Raw genomic sequence first — 20,508 nt, 5'->3', positions numbered from 1 at the left:
TCGCGTTCTCCAGTTAAAGACCGATGCACATATATTTGATTTCTAAGTAATCTTCGATGCCATACTTCGAACCTTCACGACCCAGACCCGAGGCTTTGATGCCGCCGAACGGGGCCACTTCATTGGAAATAATCCCGGTATTGATGCCGACGATGCCATACTCCAGCGCCTCGCCCACGCGGAAGACGCGACTTAAATCACGGGCGTAGAAATAGGCGGCAAGGCCAAACTCGGTGTCATTGGCCTGCGCAATCACATCGGCTTCATCTTTAAAACGGAACAGTGGGGCGAGGGGGCCGAAGGTCTCTTCTTTCGACACTTTGGCGTTAGCCGGAACGTTCACCAGAATGGTCGGCTGGAAGAAGTTACCGCCACGTTCATGTGCTTTACCGCCGCAAACCACGCGCGCGCCTTTCTCCAGCGCATCGGCAATATGCTCTTCCACTTTTGCTACCGCTTTTTCATCGATCAGCGGCCCGATGGTGACGCCTTTATCCAGCCCGTCGCCGATGTGCAGTTTGCTTACCGCCTGCTGCAATTTTTCGGCAAAGCGGTCATACACGCCGTCCTGCACGTATAAACGGTTGGCGCAGACGCAGGTTTGCCCGGCGTTGCGGAATTTCGAGGCCAGTGCGCCTTCCACGGCTTTATCGAGATCGGCATCGTCAAAGACGATAAACGGCGCGTTGCCGCCCAGCTCCAGCGACACTTTTTTGATGTCTTTCGCGCACTGTTCCATTAACTGGCGGCCAATTTCGGTCGAACCGGTAAACGACAGTTTGCGTACCAGCGGGTTGCTGGTCAGTTCGTTACCCACCGCGCCCGCCGAACCGGTGACCACGTTAAACACGCCAGCCGGAATGCCCGCGCGGATCGCCAGCTCCGCCAGCGCCAGCGCAGAGAACGGCGTTTGACTGGCGGGCTTCAGCACCATGGTGCAGCCTGCCGCCAGCGCCGGGCCGGCTTTACGGGTAATCATCGCCGCCGGGAAGTTCCACGGCGTGATGGCAGCGGTAACGCCAATCGGCTGCTTGATCACAATCAGGCGCTTATCGGCCTGATGACCGGGAATGGTGTCGCCATAAATGCGTTTGCCTTCTTCGGCAAACCACTCAATAAAAGAGGCGGCGTAGCTGATTTCGCCTTTCGCTTCAGCCAGCGGTTTACCCTGTTCGAGGGTCATCAGGCGCGCTAAATCGTCCTGATGCTCCATCATCAAATTGAACCAGTTGCGCAGAATGTTGGCGCGTTCTTTGGCGGTGAGCGCACGCCAGGCGGGCAGGGCGCGGTTGGCGGCGTCGATAGCGGCGCGGGTTTCATCTGCGCCCATTTTCGGCACGCTACCCAGCTTGTCGCCGTTCGCCGGATTGGTGACGTCGATGACCTCGCCATTGTTGGCGTCCAGCCATTCCCCGTTAATTAACGCCTGCTGGCGGAATAAGTTACTGTCGTTCAGTTTCATCGTTACGTCCTGTTTTCAAAGGTTATTGATTAAATGCGGCGTGTAAGGCATCCACACTACGTGCCGCTCGCAGCGTGCGTCCGGGGTTACTCTGGCTTGCCAACAGCGTTTGTACCTTGCTGACAATATGCGCACCAATAGGAATTGCTGATGTCGCTGCCGGGGAGGGCGCATTGCAGGTGTGGATCGTGCGCGGGGTGGTGACAAACAGAAAATCGTCAATCAGCTTGCCGTCCGGCGATACCGCCTGCGCCCGCACACCGGCGGGCCAGGGCTGGAGATCGCTTAACGAAAGCCGGGGACAATACTTTTGCACCAGCCGCAGATAGCCGCTTTTACACAGCGAGTTTTTCATCTCGCCCAGTCCTGAGCGTAGATGGTTTTGCAGCACCCGGCGAATCCCCGACGAGCCTAAAATCTCCAGCGTGTCGCTAAATGAGAAGTCGCGCTTGCGATAGCCTTCGCGTTTAAAAGCCAGCACTGCGTTTGGCCCGACGGTGACGCTGCCGTCGATCATGCGGGTGAGATGAACGCCCAAAAACGGCATTGCCGGATCGGGAATGGGGTAAATCAGATGGTTAACAATCTGGTTATGCTCCGGCGCAAGGCGGAAATACTCGCCACGGAACGGGCAGATAATAAAGCCCGGTTCGAGTCCGAGCATTTTCACCAGCCGGTCAGCCATCAGCCCGGAACAGCTAATCAGCGTCGATGCTTCATAGTCGCCGCCCTGACGGGTACGTATCACCACGCCGTTTTCATGCTCACTGAGGGCGCTGACTTCGGCGTTATAAATAATCTCACCGCCTCTGGCCTGGAAAATTTTTGCCATCGCCGCCGTTACTTCGCGGTAGCTGACAATGCCGCTGGACGGTACAAAAATACCGCCAAGCCCGGTGATATTTGGTTCGCGCTCGCGCAGTTCCTCGGCGTTTAACCACTCGCGCTCGATACCGTTCGCCGCCGTGCGTTCCCATAAGGCGCGCATCCGTTCCATTTCGAGTTCAGAGGTGGCGACCAGCATCTTGCCGCAGTTGTCATAGCGAATGCCGTTTTGATCGCAAAAGGCTTTAGTGGCGCGGTTTCCCGCCAGGCAAAACTGTGCCTTCAGGCTACCGGGCGTGTAATAAACCCCGGCATGGATCACGCCACTGTTGTGGCCCGTTTGGTGACAGGCCGGGCCGGACTCTTTTTCCAGCAACGCAATGCGTGCGTCCGGATAGACATCAATCAGTTGCATGGCGGTCGACATGCCGATGATGCCGCCGCCAATAATCACAAAATCATACATCCGCTCAATTCCTTTGCGCTTACTGATGCGTCTGGTAGTGGTGAGTGGCGTAAGCGAAATAGCCACGCTGACGCATCAGTTCACGGCGCAGATCCGGGTGCGGAGTAAAGCGGTCGCGACCGTGCAGCCAGAACAGGTTGTTAATCAACAGGAATTTGCCAACGGGAACGGGTACAGAAAGAATGCCTTTGCTGGTTTCAATGGCGTCTGAAAGCTCGCTCAACCACACGCCTTCTTCGAAGTCTTTCGGCTGGACGAACTGGTCGATATAGCGCATCACCGGGCGGCCCTGCTGATCGACATCGAATACCGGATGGAAAACATCTTTGCTGACGTTTTTGCTTGGCGGTGCGGCAAAGCGCATCGGTCGACGTGCCAGCGGGTGGCGGAAATAGTGGTCCAGATGTTCCCAGTCATCGAGATGCAGCAGCAGCGAGTTACCCCCCTGCATGTTCTGCTCGTCGATTTTCATCATCAGCACATAGTCGGTGATCTCTTCAACGTAGGTACCGTCGTTGTGCAGCTCCATCACGCGGTGCGGTTGGCGCAGATAGCTGTCTGAGTTATCGACATTTTTCACTACAAAACGCGCGTAATACTGACCGCTCATTGCGTCGAAATTGGAGCGACCAATCAGATGCGCCACCGCCGTCGCCAGCTTCACCATCTCATCCGCTTGCTTCACATCATCGACCCCCACCGCATTGATCAACAACGCACCCTCAGCGCGGTTTAGCAACGTCTTTAACAGCAACGGTTGCAGCTGATTCGCACACAGATCGTCAAGAATTTTGCCTACCCGAAAACGCAGAAAGGATTTGTACTCCAGCGCCTGTACGGGCCATTCGGCAACCTGTTCGAGAAACTGTTTGGTCGTCTGTTCGGTGAAGGTAAGTTCCAGCAGACGCGGGGATTGCGCCGACGGGATGAAAGTAAATCCGCTATAGTCCTGGCCTGAATCGACAGCGTTATTTTGTACGGCGGTCAGTGCATTCATCAGAAGCGATCCTCTTATGAGATGTAGGGTGACATGGCGATGCTCATTTCGTAGCCATAATCTAAAAATATCTACATTTCTGAAAAATGCGCACAAAAGCGACATATTGTTTTCTTATTGTGATCAAAAACAACAAATTAGTAACATTTAACGTAGGGTATTAAGGCAAAGTGAGACAGGAAATGAATAACTAAAGCAACAGGTTAGGGGGAGTTACCATCAGAGAACAGATTATCTGGTCGATAAAAAACAGTAAATGGCTTCAATGCAAAATGACCGTTAGTAAACTAAACATATTATCTGCCCCGTTTTAGCGGGGCAGATATAACATTAAATTACAAATAGAGATAGTTCGGCAGTTCTCCTGTTTTCCCTAAAAGAAGAGCGCTACGCCCAGGAATGTTGATATTTAGAGTTCCGCCTTTAAGCGTAAATACTTTACCAGGGGGAATACTTTTGCGTGTATTATTAATAATAATGTTAACGCTATTACTCCCCATATTTTTATATATTCCTGGTTGCAATTTGTTAGGCCAGGTACCTTCAATTTCTTCGTTTCCTTTATTTATTATAACTAGTCCGTCATGAGGAGAGTGATTAATATTCACAGAATCCCCACGACTAAAGGCCAGAACGTTTTTAGTTGCAAATACACCCTCAAATGCGCTCCATATTCCTGCTTTATCTATATATAATGCGTGGAATTCATTGTAGAGCTGCTGATAGGTAGAGCAACCTTTATTAAGCCACGCCTCACCGCCGACACGCGTCGACCCATCATCATTTTTAATTTCAGTCGTTGATTTTAATACTTGGCCATCCCAGTAAACTAAAGGCCTGCTGAACGGGAGAGCGGCCATATATGCCATTGCTAATTGTTCATCTTGTTGATGGTTAAATAGAAAGTCATTGAAAAGATTGCCATTGTTAGGAAAATCGTGGTTAATGTTAATCAATATCCGTCTTTCTGATGGGATGCTTGAGATTGTGGAACCCGGTTTTGATGCAAGGGTTTGGAGATCGCCACCAAATGAAAAGGCTTTTATCGTCTTCATGAGCAATGAAAAATCAATGGCGCTTAAATCATCTCTTTCATAAAGTAGCGATGACATTTGTTGTTCATCCAACTGGCAAGTTACCAGATATTCCATGTAATTCATAACGGCTTTTTCATGATATTTTGGGTTAAATAAGTTAGTATTGTGTAATCGCTCATTATAATTTTTAAGCGGTGGGGTTATTGATCTTTCTATTTGTTCATGTTTTGAGTGTTTTGCTGCATCATAACGTAAACCTCGTACGCCATATTTTCGCATTTCACGAACGTATTGATTTTGCAGCATAATAACCTGGTCACTTTTGGGGGTTGTTTTAGGCATTCCATTTAAACGCTTTTCTTTTAATGCATGGAGGTTTTCCCATTCATCCTTAGAGATGTTATCTTTACTTGCTTCGAAGTCTTTTGCAGTGAGATGTATATCTTCTGGATGGATTTGTTTACGTTCTTTTGTTACTGGATCGATAATAAATGGAACCAAAACCTGACCTTGCCAATAGCCAGGGATACCACCTTCTATATCTTTACTGATCTTCGCTCGTATATCAGCAGAGGGATAATCCAGGTCATTTTTACCACTACCCCCGATTCCCATAAAGTTAAAGGTATAATCAGGAATGATATCGATACCAAATTTTTTAGCATCTTTAACCAATGCGATAAAATCCTGCAAATCTCCCATTGGATTGTGGATGGTACAAAGATCTTCGGGTTGATAAGCGTGAAACCAGTAACCTTTTTCTTCTTCGGGAGTTTCTGGTCCGTCGGCACGGAAAGTTGTCACTGGAGGGATTTGTATATACCCATAATGGCTACGTGCAAATTCAGACATATTTTCTCTGATTTGCTGGTAGGTGGCATTAAAAGCATGAAGAATCGCTTCGCCAGGTTTTTTGGGGGTGATGATTTCACATTGTGATTTCTGAACAGCAGTAAGAGATTTACGCTCAAGTGTTTGCCGTAGATGTTCTGGATTGATTAGTATTTTAAATGTTTCTTGCTGTCCGGAAGGTGACGTCACGTTAATATTATATACATCGGCTGCCAGCTCATAGTCAGGAATGTTAATAGCATATGCAACATATTTATCTTTTGGGGAGGGGTTGTCAGTTATAATGTGGGTGAAATGTTCAGCAGGACCATACTGGTGAACCCCCTTGTTATCTTCTCTTTCATTCATTGTATCTCTTTGATAAATCCATGTTTTTCCTTCTCCTATCCTGTCTGGCGCTGTAATACTACGCTGTGCAGCTTTATTCAGTTCACGGTAAGTTGTATCTGGAAAAAGGGAAATTTTATAATCGTTTTTTAACAGATCATTAATGATTTTTTCTGCGTGAAAAGTTGATATAATTTCTCTGTCTTTTAAATCCTGAGGATAAACTCCACAAGCATTAATAATATTTGTTACACAGTTTAGATATTCTAATGTATTTAATTTGGAATTTAGATCCCCGTCAGTAATGTTCCATGATAACAATGTGGGGTTGTCGATAGGTAAATTTCTTGGTCCTGGTTTTATAGAAAACATAATAACGTTCCTCTAATGGTAGAGTAATATGATGTATACGGAAACATAAAAATGTTTAATTGTTGTGAAAGTAATTGCAAACAGATGTCCTATTTTTATCCAATATTTATATGGAAAAGGATAATGCTTAAATCTGTTTTTTTAATTATCGATGTGGTCTGGAGAGGCAACTGTCAAAAATCGCTCATACGAAACTAATTATTAGCAGAATAAGTTCTATAAAAGAATATATTGCTATATGAAGTTTATTTTTATGGAGTGAAAAGTAACAGATATCATAATGATGCGAAAACTCTTCAGTTAATGTAATAAACTTATATTATTAGATACAAAATCATTACAAAGTATCATTGAATCGATGATAACTATAGATAGTGTTAATTATTAACATTTGCTTGTTGACTGCGAGTATCGACTTTGCGAATGGAGGCGATGTTGGGTTTTATGTCGCATGTATTGACGACCCAGGATGGATGAGAACGCATAAAAATCTGTTATTTACATCATAAGATCATCATGTTTATTGCGTGGTTTATAAGTATTGTTATTGCATACTTAAGGCCCTTTAGCTCAGTGGTTAGAGCAGGCGACTCATAATCGCTTGGTCGCTGGTTCAAGTCCAGCAGGGGCCACCAAATCATCATTCATGTATCAGGAAGAGTTAAGGGTACAAGGGGTACTCGATGGCGGTCTATATTTCATGACTAACGCCATTTAAAGGAAGAAGTGCGGTGGGTGGTTTCGAATGAGGGCTGGTGTTTTGGTACGTGGCACGCCACTGCAATGTATTTATCCATCAGTACTCATTCAAAAGTACCTGGAAAAAATGCCCGCTATGCCAAGCGGGCAAATTGCTTACATGTGGAATTAAGTAATTAACGATAAAGCCAGAGTATTATCATTTATTATACCCATTCATTTAATCAGGTTAATTACTCAAATCACTGAACTATTCTCTGTTCGCTCACTGATGATGAGTGAGTACCACAACCAATGTATGTAGAACAATGCCGTAGAGTAAGGATGAAATGTCTCTGCCACGCATTAAACATCTACTACTGACCAGAACACCCGCCGCAGGTAGATGAGTCTTGTGAGTGTTACAGAAGCATGGCTATGCTCATTAACCAACTCTAATAGATATAAATTCCTAACACTCGAAAAACGAATTTCACTAATAAATCATAATGGGTGATTTTTATCATACAGCGAAATAACCTTTTGTTTATTAAATTTAACATTCTTGTGCTTATTTAATTAAAAATTCCGTGCGTAGCATGTGAAACAGTTAATGTCAGCAATTGTCTCAAATGAGCGATTTTTTATAGTGACAAACAGTAATAACGTTAAAAATAGCCATGAAGACATTAACTGAGGAATAGACAATGTTAGTTAGTAAAAGCAACGAAATTAACACTAGCGCAGTTTTGGCTAGCAGGAATTATAATGAAAACAATTCTTCCAACCCCATGGGGCTACTAGCTCATAGTATTGTAAAATTAATTTGTAAGGAAGCTGCATCAGAGACGTATCGCGGTGCTCTTGAAACTTTACAAAAAATGATGTCTGAATGTATATATCATGAAGGCAACGCCTTTGTCATTATGGGATCTGGAGAGCAATTAAAACGTATTAAATATGATGTTGATGAAAATAACTTAAAAGTATTCAACGTATACTTTGATAATAATGAAGAGTTAGTTACTGATGGTGAGCCTGACGTAGTATGTTTAAGCAAGCAGGTCTGGGAAGATCTTCTCATTAAACTAAAGCTGGAGAACAAAGAAAATGCGGTTTCTGAAACTGACCTGTCATCGAATAAAAATAATGTTGATCATTTTTTTGAATCCGCTAAGAGAGATGAACAGACCCTATTCGGCAATATAAGAAAAAGTGAGTTTCATGTTGATTCATTAAAGCCAGGTAGTACGCGTAGTGTTATTTTAGAAACGCAACCAAATGTCTCTATGGAACCACGTAATTTATATGACAACCAAATAGATAAGGTTTCACCTGTAACTAAAAACTCTCAGCAAGTTAAAGGCCACTATGGAGATAAATTGAAAGAAATGCAGATGTTCCTTAACCAGATGAGCAATGCACTTCAACAGGCTCCATCTTTGTCAGAGTCAAAGGAACACACCATAGATATTCAAAAAATAACGGATGCCTTTGTGAAGGAGTTCCGGGGGATATTATTTGATAAAAATGGAAATTCATCAGAACGTTTATTCAATTTTTATGAGTGCTGCTATATATTTTTACCAAGAGCGCAGCCTCAAGATAAAATCGAAAGCTATAATTCAGCGCTGCAAGCTTTTTCCATCTTCCGTTCATCTACTTTGAATAATAATGATGTAGGGTTTAATTTCAAATTATTCCCAGAAGTCAAGCTGTCTGGGGAAAATCTTGAAACGGTATTCAAATATAAAAAAGGAAGTTTTGTCCGGGAGATAGCCAGAATTAATATTACTCTACAAAAAGGAGAGGGTGGTTTATATAATTTAGGTGGGTTGGATTTTAAGGGATGCTTCTTTTCTGGACAGAACTTCCGTAACTATGATATTAAAAATGTGAATTGGAGAACTTCATTGTTTGATGTTGATGCACCGTGTATTTTTAATGTGCCTGATGACAATAAGAGTTATGAGAAATTATTAAAATCCGTCAGCGAAAACGGTTTAAATGGAGTCTTGTCTGATCGTAATAATAAAATAAAACTAATCACGGGCGTGGCACCATTCGATGATATTTTATTTATGGATGATGACTTTGATGATAGTTCCTCTGAGGATGATCCCGTTGAGAATAGTCCTGTTGTGAATAGTTCTATTGTATAAAGTTCTAAAAGCAGTTTTCAATGATGAATAAATGGCAATTTTTACAAAGAGATAATAACGTAGATTGAAACAATATGTATTATTGATTGATTAAACGGGATTATTCTTCACACTACATCCATTTTGCTGTCACTACCAAAGAAAAAGGGGCTGCGCTTTCACGTAACCCCTTGATTTATTTGGTGATCTGTCGGTGTTGAATTGGTGCTGTAATTGGTTGAAATATTTCATCTAATGTCTGGTTCAACTTTCCTTAGCTGCCTGAAAATTTTTTGAGCTTACCCAGCAATAACAGCGTTACGGTGCACCACGCCTGACTGAAGAACTGCGTGCTCAGGGTTACCACTTCAACGTAAAACCGTGGCAGGAGGTCCGGACTGAAAAAACTGCTCAGGACATCATCGGCAGGGAACGCACTGCTAGTCTGTAAACTGAACCGACTGGGGCGCAGTATGTGGCATCTTGTCGTGCTGTTGGAGGAGCTGTGCGAACGTGGTATTAACTTTCGTGCTCTGGCCCAATCTATATTTGCCCAACAATGGGGGGACGAATGCTGTAAAAGTAAAACAATCTGCGATCTCAAAGTTATTGTGTGATTTTTATGTGAGCAGAAGATATTCATCAGAAACGATTATGTAAATCATTTTATTTTGCCAACGGCCTCATTGTCGAAAGAAAAGAATACGCCCGTGTTTCCTGAATAGATTGACTTTTTTATCCAACCACACTTCAGCGCACTGCGTTTAAAAAATGCCTCATTCTTATGCGGAATATCATCATTTCATCATGATGTCTTTGATGAGCGGTGAACACAATACACTTGCGCTGTCTCTTCAGGATGAATCCCCTGGTCTGGTGCCTGTGGGCTGATGTTGCAGCAGAGCTAAGGTCGCTTAAACGCTACTCAGTATTCACTTTTCAGAGGATGAAATTTATGAACAGGACCAGTCCCCATTATTGTCGCCGCTCAGTACTTTCCTTATTGATATCTGCCTTGATATATGCCCCGCCCGGGATGGCGGCCTTTACTACTAATGTTATTGGTGTGGTAAACGATGAGACTGTAGATGGTGTCCAAAAAGTAGATGAACGAGGTACAACAAATAACACTCATATTATCAACCATGGCCGGCAGGAGGTCTATGGTGGGATATCTAATAGTAGTATTATTGAAACTGGTGGCGAGCAACTAGTATCAATCCATGCCGATATTAACGGGCAAGCTAATAATACAACCATTAATGGAGGCAGACAGTCAATTGAGTACGGAGGAATTTCTACTGGCACGATAATCGAAAGTGGCAATCAATATGTTCATAAAGGTGGTACCAGCAATGACACGACAATTAAGGGCGGTACTTCACGCATAGAGGGGGGGACTGCAAATGGAACAATCATTGATGGTGGTAGCCAACAAGTAACAACTCAGGGGCATGTTGACGGTACAACGATAAATAAGTCTGGCTCTCAGGACGTAGTACAAGGAAGTCTGGCAACGAACACAACCATAAATGGTGGTCGGCAGTATATTGAACAGAGCACAGTAGAAACAACCACCATTAAAAATGGCGGTGAGCAAAGAGTATATGAGAGCCGTGCGCTGGACACTACGATTGAAGGCGGAACTCAGTCTCTGAATAGTAAGTCAACGGCAAAAAATACGCAGATCTATTCTGGTGGTACGCAAATTGTTGATAACACGAGCTCCTCGGATGTTATTGAAGTTTATTCCGGCGGCGTGCTTGATGTTAGAGGTGGTACGGCAACTAATATTACGCAGCACGATGGAGCCGCTTTAAAAGTAACGACTTACGATTTGACGGTGAGCGGTACGAATAGTGAAGGGGCATTCTCCATCCACAATAAAGTGGCTGACAATGTGTTGCTGGAAAACGGAGGCCATTTAGAAGTATCTCATTCTGCAAACAAGACGATTATCAAAGATAAAGGAACAATGTCAGTTTTAACCAATGCTAAAGCTGATGCGACCCGAATAGATAATGGCGGGGTTATGGATGTTGCCGGAAACGCGACAAATACCATAATTAATGGTGGCACACAGAATATTAATAATTATGGCATAGCCACAGGCACCAATATCAACAGCGGAACGCAAAATATCAAAAGCGGCGGGAAAGCTGACACAACAATTATATCCTCCGGGAGCCGGCAGGTTGTTGAGAAAGATGGTACGGCAATTGGCAGCAATATTAGCGCCGGAGGCTCGCTGATTGTCTATACCGGCGGTATTGCACATGGGGTTAACCAGGAGACGGGCAGTGCTTTAGTTGCCAACACGGGTGCAGGGACTGATATCGAAGGATACAACAAGCTCTCTCACTTCACTATTACCGGAGGGGAGGCTAATTATGTTGTGCTGGAAAATACCGGCGAACTGACGGTAGTGGCTAAAACCTCGGCGAAAAATACTACCATTGATGCTGGCGGTAAGCTGATTGTCCAGAAGGAGGCTAAAACAGATAGCACCAGACTTAATAATGGCGGCGTTCTGGAGGTTCAGGATGGTGGTGAGGCTAAGCATGTTGAGCAACAATCCGGCGGCGCATTAATTGCTTCCACGACATCCGGAACACTTATCGAAGGAACCAACAGTTATGGTGATGCTTTCTACATCAGGAATTCAGAAGCTAAAAATGTAGTGCTGGAAAACGCAGGCTCATTAACAGTCGTCACTGGTTCCCGGGCAGTTGACACGATTATTAATGCCAACGGCAAAATGGATGTTTATGGAAAAGATGTTGGCACTGTACTCAATAGTGCTGGCACCCAAACAATATATGCCAGTGCCACTTCTGATAAAGCAAATATCAAAGGTGGCAAGCAAACGGTATATGGTTTAGCCACTGAAGCAAATATCGAAAGTGGTGAACAAATTGTTGATGGTGGGTCAACAGAGAAAACACACATCAATGGTGGCACGCAAACCGTTCAGAATTATGGTAAGGCAATCAATACCGATATCGTCTCTGGCCTACAACAAATTATGGCAAACGGGACAGCGGAAGGTTCCATTATTAATGGGGGTTCACAGGTAGTTAATGAGGGCGGTCTGGCTGAAAACTCGGTGCTTAATGACGGCGGCACACTCGATGTGCGGGAGAAAGGCAGCGCAACGGGGATACAGCAGAGTAGCCAGGGCGCTTTGGTTGCAACCACCAGGGCGACGCGGGTCACAGGAACACGCGCGGATGGCGTCGCGTTCAGCATCGAGCAGGGTGCGGCGAACAATATCCTGCTGGCAAATGGCGGCGTGTTAACCGTGGAGTCAGACACCTCTTCTGACAAAACACAGGTCAATACGGGCGGACGGGAGATCGTCAAAACAAAAGCCACTGCGACAGGCACGACGCTCACCGGCGGTGAACAAATTGTCGAGGGTGTGGCGAATGAGACAACAATTAACGACGGCGGAATACAAACAGTTTCAGCTAACGGAGAGGCAATAAAAACAAAGATCAATGAAGGCGGTACGCTGACAGTCAACGATAATGGCAAAGCGACAGATATCGTCCAGAACAGCGGTGCCGCTCTCCAGACGAGCACGGCTAACGGTATTGAAATCAGCGGTACTCACCAGTACGGCACTTTTTCCATTTCCGGCAATTTAGCGACCAATATGTTGCTGGAAAATGGCGGTAATTTATTGGTATTAGCAGGTACCGAAGCTCGCGACTCCACGGTTGGCAAGGGTGGGGCAATGCAAAACCTGGGTCAGGACTCCGCCACAAAGGTTAACTCTGGCGGGCAATATACCCTTGGGCGGTCAAAAGATGAGTTTCAGGCTCTGGCCCGGGCAGAAGATCTCCAGGTCGCTGGCGGGACGGCAATCGTCTACGCAGGTACGCTGGCGGATGCATCGGTCAGTGGCGCGACAGGAAGCCTGTCGTTAATGACGCCACGGGGTAATGTTACGCCAGTTAAACTCGAAGGGGCGGTCCGGATTACCGATAGCGCGACATTAACTATCGGAAATGGCGTCGATACCACGCTTGCCGACCTGACGGCTGCCAGCCGGGGCAGTGTCTGGCTTAACAGCAATAATTCCTGTGCAGGTACCAGCAACTGCGAATATAGAGTAAACAGTTTGCTACTCAACGACGGTGATGTTTATTTATCAGCACAAACAGCAGCGCCTGCCACAACTAACGGTATCTACAATACGCTGACAACCAATGAACTTTCCGGTAGCGGTAATTTCTACCTGCATACCAACGTTGCTGGCTCCCGGGGCGATCAACTGGTCGTCAACAACAACGCCACTGGTAATTTTAAAATCTTTGTTCAGGATACCGGCGTCAGCCCTCAGTCTGACGACGCGATGACGCTGGTGAAAACAGGGGGAGGGGATGCTTCGTTTACGCTGGGCAATACCGGCGGTTTCGTTGATCTTGGGACCTATGAGTATGTCCTGAAAAGTGACGGCAACAGCAACTGGAACCTGACCAATGATGTCAAACCCAACCCGGACCCCAACCCAAATCCAAAGCCAGACCCAAAACCCGATCCAAAGCCAGACCCAAATCCAAAACCAGACCCGACTCCCGATCCAACGCCGACACCCGTTCCGGAGAAACGCATTACGCCTTCTACCGCAGCCGTACTCAATATGGCAGCAACATTACCGTTGGTATTTGATGCTGAGCTAAACAGTATTCGCGAGCGGTTGAACATAATGAAAGCGAGTCCACACAACAATAATGTCTGGGGGGCAACGTATAACACCCGTAATAATGTCACCACCGATGCGGGGGCCGGGTTTGAGCAGACGCTGACCGGAATGACAGTGGGGATCGACAGCCGTAATGATATTCCTGAGGGGATTGCCACGCTGGGCACTTTTATGGGTTATTCCCATTCACATATCGGTTTTGATCGTGGAGGACATGGCAGTGTGGGCAGTTATTCTCTGGGCGGCTATGCCAGTTGGGAACATGAAAGTGGTTTCTATCTGGACGGTGTCGTGAAGCTGAACCGTTTTGAAAGTAACGTAGTCGGTAAAATGAGCAGTGGTGGAGCCGCCAACGGCAGTTATCGCAGCAACGGGCTGGGCGGTCACATTGAAACCGGGATGCGATTTACCGATGGTAACTGGAACCTGACGCCGTATGCCTCGTTAACGGGGTTCACCGCTGATAACCCCGAATATCATTTATCCAATGGCATGGAATCGAAATCAGTCGATACCCGCAGTATATATCGTGAACTGGGCGCAACGCTGAGTTACAACATGCGTCTGGGAAACGGTATGGAAATTGAGCCGTGGCTGAAGGCGGCTGTGCGCAAAGAATTTGTCGATGATAACCGGGTGAAGGTGAATAATGACGGTAATTTCGTCAATGATTTGTCGGGCAGACGTGGAATATACCAGGCAGGTATTAAAGCCTCATTCAGCAGTACGTTAAGCGGGCATCTTGGGGTGGGGTATAGCCATGGTGCCGGTGTGGAATCCCCGTGGAACGCGGTAGCTGGTGTGAACTGGTCGTTCTGACCATCAACGAAAAAGCCCACATCTGTGGGCTTTCATGTCGCCAGGAGCCGCGGCTCCTTTGCGTATCCTTTTTTGTCTCCTCACCGTCTGGTCGGTGTCCTGCTGAGACTGCTAACTTCCTGTTTTTGTTGGTGTTGTCCTTACACCGTCCAATCATGAGGGCTGGCGGAGTCTGAATAAATTTCCCAACCTATTAAAAGTAAGAGATTTTTTCGTATTCAACTTTCAGTTGTGTACCTAAACGTGTACCAATTTTCTCACTGTAGCAGTGTTGTATCTCGTATAAACAGGGAACTAAATATGCTGTTAATCATGGGGCAGCATCATTAGGAGGGTATACATTGACCGATGTACTTACACGATGAAACTCTAGTATGTTGCCAGTATGGTGACCAGGGATAGCTTCAAACACCCCAAGAAATCGGTACAGTGTCCTGTTCAACTCATCACGAGAATGTGCCATAACAATTCGTTTATCCCAGCGTTCTGTGTATCCCTCATCATCCTTTATATTCCGCTCTATGATTTTGTTACCATCATCAGTCAATTCATTTCCCCAATCTGAATTTCCATATAGTTTTGGAAACCAAACCATGCATTTTCCTGATAGACCCATTGCTTCACTTATGTGAGAAGGAATGCTCCAACCGCCAGACTGATGATGTCCTTTGTTGTAACCGAAACAGTTCAAAGCATCCCGGTGGTATCTGAAGACGGCATCTGGACCTACAGATATCCTTCCTGCCTTAAGATGAGGACGAGCTGTATATTTATTATCATAATCCCATTCTTTGAATTTTTTATCTTTAATCATTCTATTTTTACGATTGCGTATCAACTCAATAAATTCATTGATATAACGATCGAAAATTTCAAGACTTATTTCGCTGGCGGGAATTCTTTTCTCTAAAAATCCTGTAACTTCAGTAATATCCATACGACGTTTCGCATCATCTATTTGTGATTGCTCACTGTTGTGATGCCCTTCATCAATTTCAAGATAAAGTTCCAGTTGTGGGAAAAATAAATCTGCCAAATAGATTTTTCCATTTTCTTTTCTGACACATTGCTGGCAGACAAATTCAATGTCGGGATCATTTAAAAGATGATAAATGCGAGTTACTGCATAATGTTCCCATCGTTTTTTTGAGGTTTTCGTAAGTGAACGTAGGATGTAATCAGTTTTATCCATTTATATGCCTTCCTTCTTTGTTCTTCATGTAATGTGCTTTTTCTTATGGCGATAGTGTTACCTATCGCCATAAGATGCGTTAGTATTTTTTTAATCTAACTGTTTATACTGTTAACTTCGATGATTTTCTATTTTATATCATGTGGTTAAGCGGTGGTGAGTTGGTGAGGAGTGAAAAGTCGAATCTTCCCCTTTGTGATTTTTGCTCGTTCTGGATCTGCCCGGTCAGGCGATGTGGTGGGGGGGGGTAAAAAGTTTTTTTAGGTTTTACTGTTCACACTGTTCACCTCTGGTTTTTTATTAATAATTTCATGGTGATACAGGGTGAAGATACGGTGAAGGGTGAACAGTGGATTGTTCACCTTGTGGCAATGGCCAGAAAGGAAAAGACCGGCTGTTGCCGGTCTGAGTGAGGTTATGTTGCTACGGGTTCGTCGCATTTCGGTAGCCAGTCGCCGTAGCTTTCCTCTTTCAGCGACAGATTGGTTTGTATCCCCTGCTTAGTGTGCCGCTTCTCATAATTCAGGCCGTACTCTTTCAGCATCATGGGCAGCCCCAGCCCGAACATTTTCAGGCTGAGTACGTTCCTATACCCGTTAGCCTCCATATAGGCCAGATACGCGTGATAGAGATATTTACGATAATTACGCGGGATGATGCTGGCATTCCCCATAAACATCCCGTTGGTCTGCGGGAGCATTTCCAGATAGCCGCAAAAATCAAACGTAGGGTCAGCATCGCGCTTGATGCTGAGCGCCTCGTCGGAATTCTGCTGTGACTGGAGCAGTGCGCAGGCTGCCATCGGGTCGCTGAACTTCTGCATGAGCTGGCGCACAATCACGGCCAGCTCGCGCGCAATTTTATCCCTGAGCTGCGGGTCGCGTTCCTCCGGCGCAATTTGCTCCGGGAAGTGAATAATCACCCGGCGACGTGACACACCACCGCTGCGGTCGGTGAAGCGCATGGGGTTATTGTTCACTGCCAGAATCACCGCCGGAATGTGTGTTGAGTACGGGTTCTGGTATTTCGGGTCAACCGAGACCGCATCGCCGCCGGTGATGGCCTTAAGCCCTGCGCCGTCACCGCCGCCGCGTAAAGTACAGGGCTGCTACAGCTCGCCGTTCCGGCATTAATCAGGAGAGAGACTCGTGACCACTGTGACCATACAGCAGGCCTTTGAGGCCTGTCAGACGAACAAAAATACCTGGCTGAAACGTAAAGCCGAACTGGCAGACCTTGAACGGGAATACCGTGAACAGCTCCTTGCCGGTGACGAACAAATCCCGCGCAGAATGCAGGATTTGCGCGACAATATCGACGTGAAAAAATGGGAGATTAATCAGGCCGCCGGTCGTTATATCCGCTCACATGAGGAAGTGCAGCACATCAGCATCCGCAACCGGCTCCATGACTTTATGCAGTAGCACGGCGCGGAGCTGGCCGCCACGCTGGCACCTGAGCTGATGGGGTATAACGAACAGCTTCCCGCAGTAAAACAGAGCGCCATGCAGCACTCGGTTGATTATCTGCGTGAAGCCCTGTCGGTATGGCTGGCTGCAGGTGAAAAAATTAATTATTCCGCGCAGGACAGCGATATTTTAACGGCCATCGGATTCAGGCCTGATGCGGCCTCGCGGGATGATAATCGCCAGAAATTCACCCCGGCACAGAACCTGATTTACACCCGCCGACGTGCAGAACTGGCCGCACGGTAGCACGCAAAAAAATCCGCAAAATTCCGCTATTTTTTCCGAAAAAAGCCATGCATCCATAAGGTGCATGGTTTTTCATGCAAATCCCCGTATTTTATTTTCCTCACCGCGCCAGTACCGGCGCGGCCTGAGCCGGTTCATGCACCTGCATTAAAAGCGACCTCTTAAGCGGGCAGGCGTGGCGGGGAGAGCATTGCGCGCGGAGTGGGTGTTTTATTTTTTGTATGTCACATAAACTTAAGGTATGCAGTACGTAGCTAGTTTCACTAATACTGGGACGAAAAGAATGGTGCGTTTGTAAAAATGTATTTTAATTTTTGGATTGTGATACAGAGTAAATTTCATTTAATTTTGTATTTTAATTGCGGTAAGCTATAACAAACTTGAAAAGGAATTATAATCACATGAGGTATGTTGAAAATATGAAAATTCTAGTAACTGCACCTTCAAGAAAAAATCACCCAAAAAATAATGTATTGTATGATTTTATATTGCAACAAGATGATTGGAATGATTTTAGTTTTATCACTAAGTATCATTTATACATTACAACGAAACTTACTGGTCTTGATGAAATAGAGTATGCTGGGGTTGTTAAAATTATAAAAAAAGATCAGTCTGAAGCTGATTACTACATGGTTGAAGAAGGCGAGTTTTCATATTTGAGTGACGAGTTTTGTTCTGTGGGACAATCTCTTGATTATTATGGGAGGCTCTCTGAATTGGGGAGTGAAATTTGTGAGGGGATATTGACATCATTACGCGACATTAATATGTTTGATTATGTTTCTGAGGGTTTCAAAAATGAAAGAGCTTGGGAACGTTCTATCATGAGAGACTTAAATAATGATGATGATATTTTTATTCTTCCAAAGTTTATAATAAAAAATCAGTTCTCGGCTATACCTAGTATAGACATGAAGTTTTCATTTATGTATTCAGGAATGATTAATACTCTTTCGTTTGATTTCGATTCAATACAATATGGATATTTTGAAAGTGAAAAACTACCATGTAGAATGTCCGTAATTGTAGGCCGGAACGGTTGTGGGAAGAGTACAACATTGGCAAGACTTTCTAGGGTTGCTTATTCTTCAACTCAGGACAGAAAAAAAGAACAGATAGCCAAAATTGGTGAAATTCTTCCAGAGGGATTAGGTTTTCCGAAAATAATCAACCTTTCATACAGTGCTTTTGATAGTTTTCAAATACCCGGGTGTACTTTTAAAGAAAAGAAACAGCTAAGGCAAGACATACTTGATGGGAAAGGTAGGTATATATATTGCGGAGTCAGGGATGTTGGTGCTGAATTGGATTATGTATTGGCTAATGTAGATGAAAACAATATGGATATAGAGTTTATTACATTAGATAGGCAAGAGAGAACCATATTAAAACCTCTTGAAGTACTTAGTGAAGAGTTTTATGGTGTCTTGATAAAAATACATAAAGATAGTGATAAGTGGAATTTGTTTAATAAAGTGATGATGAAGTTGAGAGAAGAGGTTTCATTATCTGAAATTATTGATGAAATCTTTAAAGATGATTTTATTCTTAAATCTAAAGAATATTTTCATAGGTTGAGTACAGGGCATAAATTTGTTTTGCATTCGATGGCGCATATTTTGTTGTATATTGAAAAAAGATGCCTTGTTTTATTTGATGAGCCTGAAACTCATTTGCACCCGCCATTGCTTGCGGTTTTAATGAGCGCTCTGAGAATTGTTTTGAACGAAGTCGATGCTTTTGCTATTGTTGCTACTCATTCACCTGTGGTAGTACAAGAAACATTAAGTAAAAATGTTAATGTTATAACTAGAAATGGGGAGTTTACTGATTTTCAACGACCTGAAATTGAAACTTTTGGTGAGAATATTGGAGCAATAACATCATCAGTATTTTCATTAACGACTCAAATAACTGATTATCATGATGAATTAGACAAGCTAATAATAGAATATAAAAATAATAATAATCCATTAGATGACATTGAAAAATGTTTTGATACAGGTCTTAGTACACAAGCAAGGTCTTATGTAATATCTAAATTAGCGGTAAAAGGATAATACATATGTGGACACTACCTTTACCAGATGATGCGGATAGAATGAGCGAGTTATTAACCGCTTTAACGTATAAAAATGGAAATCCTAAGTATGCTTTAACACAAGATGAAAAGGATAAAATTGAAACTATTTATACTTTATATCACGATCGTAAAGCAACTCCCTGTGCTGAATTTTTAGCAGAGGAAATAAGTGATGAAACCCAAAATGCTATAAAAACAGCTTATTCAGAAGTGCAAATAAATGGACGGCTTTCAACCCTTCGCTCAAGGATTTTATTAAGTTCTAAAAAATGCCCATTATGTGGGATCGAATCATCAACCGACCTAGATCATTATCTTCCCGAATCAATATATAAATGTCTCGCAGTATATTCAAGAAACCTGATACCGACCTGTCATAAGTGCAATAATAAAAAAAGAGCTGGTGTAGCAGAAAATGGAGTTGGATTTATTCATGTGTATTATTTTGATGAGCCCGATGGTGTATTTTTCGTTGCCAATACTGAAATGATAGATGGTGCTTTAGTAATTGATTTTAATATCAATATGATCGAGGGTATGACTCGAGAGGTATATGATTCATTATGCTTTCAAAATAGAGTTGTTAACCTAAATGAAAGGTTAAAGATGGAAGCGAATGATTTTTTAGGGGGGCTCTATACTTCACTTGAAGAAACATATAATTCTGCAGGCCAAGAAGGATTAAGATTATTTCTAAAAAGAACTAGGGATGACTATACCAGACGTTATGGGCTTAATCATTGGAGAAGAGCATTGATAGATAGTCTATCCGATAATGTGGAGTTCCTTGACGCTGGTTTTATTACTGCCTTAGGAACTCCAGAGTGA

General features: G+C 44.3%; 10 protein-coding genes, 1 tRNA gene and 3 pseudogenes. 8 read left to right on the top strand and 6 right to left on the bottom strand.

The features are described from left to right. Positions 1-13: 13 nt before the first annotated feature. The 4 genes from gabD to ACJHW7_RS11550 all read right to left on the bottom strand — a co-directional run bounded on the left by gabD (position 14) and on the right by ACJHW7_RS11550 (position 6,338). Complete coding sequence (gene gabD / locus ACJHW7_RS11565; protein ID WP_001603296.1) at positions 14-1,462, bottom strand: NADP-dependent succinate-semialdehyde dehydrogenase; 1,449 nt, start codon at positions 1,460-1,462, stop codon at positions 14-16. Positions 1,463-1,484: 22 nt separating this feature from the next. Next, complete coding sequence (gene lhgO, locus ACJHW7_RS11560) at positions 1,485-2,753, bottom strand: L-2-hydroxyglutarate oxidase (RefSeq protein WP_021557112.1); 1,269 nt, start codon at positions 2,751-2,753, stop codon at positions 1,485-1,487. Positions 2,754-2,772: 19 nt separating this feature from the next. Beyond that, entirely contained in the window at positions 2,773-3,750 is a 978-nt protein-coding gene (gene glaH / locus ACJHW7_RS11555; RefSeq protein ID WP_021557111.1) for a glutarate dioxygenase GlaH, read from the bottom strand. 335 nt (positions 3,751-4,085) lie between these two features. Then, on the bottom strand, positions 4,086-6,338 hold the full coding sequence (locus ACJHW7_RS11550) for an alpha-amylase family glycosyl hydrolase (RefSeq protein WP_021557110.1): 2,253 nt from the start codon (positions 6,336-6,338) through the stop codon (positions 4,086-4,088). A gap of 559 nt (positions 6,339-6,897) precedes the next feature. Here ACJHW7_RS11550 and ACJHW7_RS11545 point away from each other — a divergent pair. From ACJHW7_RS11545 to ypjA, 5 genes and pseudogenes are all read left to right on the top strand, one after another. Next, a tRNA-Ile gene (locus tag ACJHW7_RS11545) sits at positions 6,898-6,973 on the top strand. 750 nt (positions 6,974-7,723) lie between these two features. Further along, positions 7,724-9,178, top strand: a complete 1,455-nt coding sequence (locus ACJHW7_RS11540; protein ID WP_021557109.1) for a DUF5507 domain-containing protein — start codon at positions 7,724-7,726, stop codon at positions 9,176-9,178. Between the two features lie 359 nt (positions 9,179-9,537). After that, positions 9,538-9,705: pseudogene (locus ACJHW7_RS11535) on the top strand (recombinase family protein); the annotation flags it as partial. 223 nt (positions 9,706-9,928) lie between these two features. Beyond that, positions 9,929-10,048, top strand: coding sequence for a hypothetical protein (locus tag ACJHW7_RS11530; protein WP_001120794.1), 120 nt, complete (start codon positions 9,929-9,931; stop codon positions 10,046-10,048). A 64-nt stretch (positions 10,049-10,112) separates the two neighbouring features. Beyond that, positions 10,113-14,687 (top strand): adhesin-like autotransporter YpjA/EhaD, encoded by a 4,575-nt coding sequence (gene ypjA / locus ACJHW7_RS11525; protein WP_021557108.1) that lies wholly within the window; start codon positions 10,113-10,115, stop codon positions 14,685-14,687. Between the two features lie 310 nt (positions 14,688-14,997). Here the strand turns inward: ypjA and ACJHW7_RS11520 are convergent, their stop codons facing one another. After that, the gene (locus ACJHW7_RS11520; RefSeq protein WP_021557107.1) at positions 14,998-15,879 is read right to left on the bottom strand and encodes an AbaSI family restriction endonuclease; all 882 of its coding nucleotides are present in this window, start codon (positions 15,877-15,879) and stop codon (positions 14,998-15,000) included. Between the two features lie 415 nt (positions 15,880-16,294). Next, a pseudogene (locus tag ACJHW7_RS11515) lies at positions 16,295-16,963 on the bottom strand (primase-like DNA-binding domain-containing protein); the annotation flags it as partial. 64 nt (positions 16,964-17,027) lie between these two features. Here ACJHW7_RS11515 and ACJHW7_RS11510 point away from each other — a divergent pair. From ACJHW7_RS11510 to ACJHW7_RS11500, 3 genes and pseudogenes are all read left to right on the top strand, one after another. After that, positions 17,028-17,594, top strand: a pseudogene (locus ACJHW7_RS11510) (phage polarity suppression protein). Between the two features lie 401 nt (positions 17,595-17,995). Then, positions 17,996-19,657 (top strand): AAA family ATPase, encoded by a 1,662-nt coding sequence (locus ACJHW7_RS11505; RefSeq protein ID WP_021557103.1) that lies wholly within the window; start codon positions 17,996-17,998, stop codon positions 19,655-19,657. Positions 19,658-19,662: 5 nt separating this feature from the next. Continuing rightward, positions 19,663-20,508 (top strand): HNH endonuclease signature motif containing protein, encoded by an 846-nt coding sequence (locus ACJHW7_RS11500; protein ID WP_021557102.1) that lies wholly within the window; start codon positions 19,663-19,665, stop codon positions 20,506-20,508.

The sequence above is a fragment of the Escherichia sp. WS1152 genome (assembly GCF_046487665.1).
GTDB classification, from domain to species: domain Bacteria; phylum Pseudomonadota; class Gammaproteobacteria; order Enterobacterales; family Enterobacteriaceae; genus Escherichia; species Escherichia coli.
The sequence above is the reverse complement of the archived record's forward strand: the minus strand, read 5'-3'. Positions and strand labels throughout refer to the sequence as shown.